Source organism: Paraburkholderia sp. NMBU_R16, from assembly GCF_013282575.1.
Classification (GTDB): Bacteria; Pseudomonadota; Gammaproteobacteria; order Burkholderiales; family Burkholderiaceae; genus Trinickia.
In genome coordinates this window covers 1-2,131 of sequence record NZ_JAAAYE010000161.1, presented here as the reverse complement: position 1 = coordinate 2,131, position 2,131 = coordinate 1, and the positions used below count along the sequence as shown (strand labels likewise).

Annotated in this window: 1 protein-coding gene; it reads left to right on the top strand. The window is 51.5% G+C overall.

Annotation, left to right across the window (positions count from 1 at the left end):
• Window positions 1–278: 278 nt before the first annotated feature.
• Window positions 279–1,940, top strand: coding sequence for a hypothetical protein (locus tag GWC77_RS27450; protein WP_173262550.1), 1,662 nt, complete (start codon window positions 279–281; stop codon window positions 1,938–1,940).
• Window positions 1,941–2,131 lie beyond the last annotated feature (191 nt).

Genomic DNA, 2,131 nt, shown 5'->3' with positions numbered 1-2,131 from the left:
GCCGCTTCAGGCTCTCGTTGTACTCATGCGCGTTCGTGACCGCATAGCGCGGCTTGGCTCGTTTGCGCGCCTCACCCGTCTTCAGTCTCGCCTTGTAAGGCATGAAAGCTCACCCGTCCGATAGATCCCCGCACTCTTTCTACCCGACACCCTGCCGCCCCGCAAGTGGCTGCTGAACAAAGCCAGTTCAGCCCAGCGAAATGTGCTGCTTTTCTTCAGCGAAATTTATTCAGCATACATGGCCTTCGTGGATTGCATCTGCTCTTCGTTCATTTAACATGCGTGCGATCATTTGGCGAGAGAATCTGCTTTCATTTATCACAATCCTTGATATGCCGAGAATTAATACTGTCTTCGCTTCAGGCGCTGCAGACAACAACCATCTGGACGCGTCATCAGTGCGCTCCCCGCATAGTCCCAGTCGCACTCTTAGCACGTCGGGGCCATTACCCGATTTGCCGGCACGGCGCGCTACCGTATCAACTGGTCAGCCTCGAAACTCTGTACGTCGTTCGAAAGTACGGCTGAACGACGATGTTATCAATGACATCATTCCTCATGCATCTGGCCTTGCCGAACGGTTGCGTCTATGCGAGGCCAACCCAGTTTCGATTCCGCAGGTGACACGGAGCATCAAAGATAGCGAACAGTCCGACATCATAGATCGAGTCGGTCGCACGTTGTGTCTACCAAATTCATATAGCATCCTGGATCCGCATGTTCGCGCTCAAATTCGCGCCACAGCTGCCGATAATAAGCAATTGTCAGCAAGGTTGACAGATGTGCTATTTAATCTGGATCTTGATCCGGCAGGCAGATTCAGAGACAATCTATCAATTCTTTTTGAGTTGTGCCCTCACCTCGAATTTCGCAGCAATCGTCATCCGATGAACATCATTCTGCCTCTGTTGGGCCGTGCGTTGGAATCTGACCTGGTTCATACTCGGACGGTAGGTCTTCAGCTGCGCAGCCTTGATGCCGTCTCACAGGAGAAAAAGCCGGGAATTCGGGGAATCCCGCTACAGTACGGCGAGCGGGAGGAGTTCTTTGAGCTTGATTTCTCGCCTATTGACCAAGTGTTGAATAAACTGAAACGGAATGGAAAACCAGATCTCAAAATCGACGTTTCGCTATGCATGAAGCGGCGAGAGGACAAATTTGACACTAATTGCGATGGGCATAAAGCAATTAATTGGTTTTCGAGTCGCATTCTACAGCGCAGTGGACAAGATTATGGGTATATGTATGGGAAAATGGGGGGCGACTCCTTGTGGCATGTTGAGGATGGTGAGGTAGACAATTTTATCGCGGCCCTTGGAGATCGCCATAATGGTATTAGACAACTGCACATGGGGCAAGTTGTGTTCGCCGACGAGGAAAATGTTCTCAATCGATTAATTAGGGCTTTGGAAAATAACACATCTTTGCGAAGCTTGAGATTGCCCGCGACGCGGGTCAGTGACCTTCAGTTCAACAAGTTGTTCCAATTGCCGCGGCTAGAGGAGCTGGAGATATCAATTCCGGAAATCAAAAATCCAATGGAAATTCGGCCTTTTCTAAAAGTCATTGCTGGTTGCCGAGGCCTCAAGACACTTCGGATAGCAAACAGGAGTTTTCTTGAATACGGTTGCGAGTTTGATTGTCCGGAGGGAGGGGCGACCATAATAAACCATATTATCGAGTACGCTGCCAAGTCGAAGAGCTTAACTTGTCTTGATTTCAGCCGCTATACATACAGCCGCTGGCACCGAGATGTCTATGGACCCATTTATATGCTTAATAGGACAACTGGCGAGTTCCAGGAAGTGGAACGTGACTGCGCCCCCGACGCGCATGGGCGCGGAAAAATGGAGATGACCTCCGAGGAGCAACGAGCGAACGGGCGCACGCAGCAAGCCTGGCTAAAGAGCACGTACGGAACCGAGACGACAGCGTTATAGAGCCACAGCTTATGGCGCGACGATCTGGATGAGAGACGCGCGACAAACAAGATGAGAATGTCGCGGCGGGGTTGATGGTATGCGAAGAAGACCGGCATCGCGCATGCTCAGTGCTGGGCGCACAGCAGACGCGCCTTCCTCAAGGCCGAGGCGATCGAGCCGGCACGGGTGGCCCTGTCTCTTATACACAT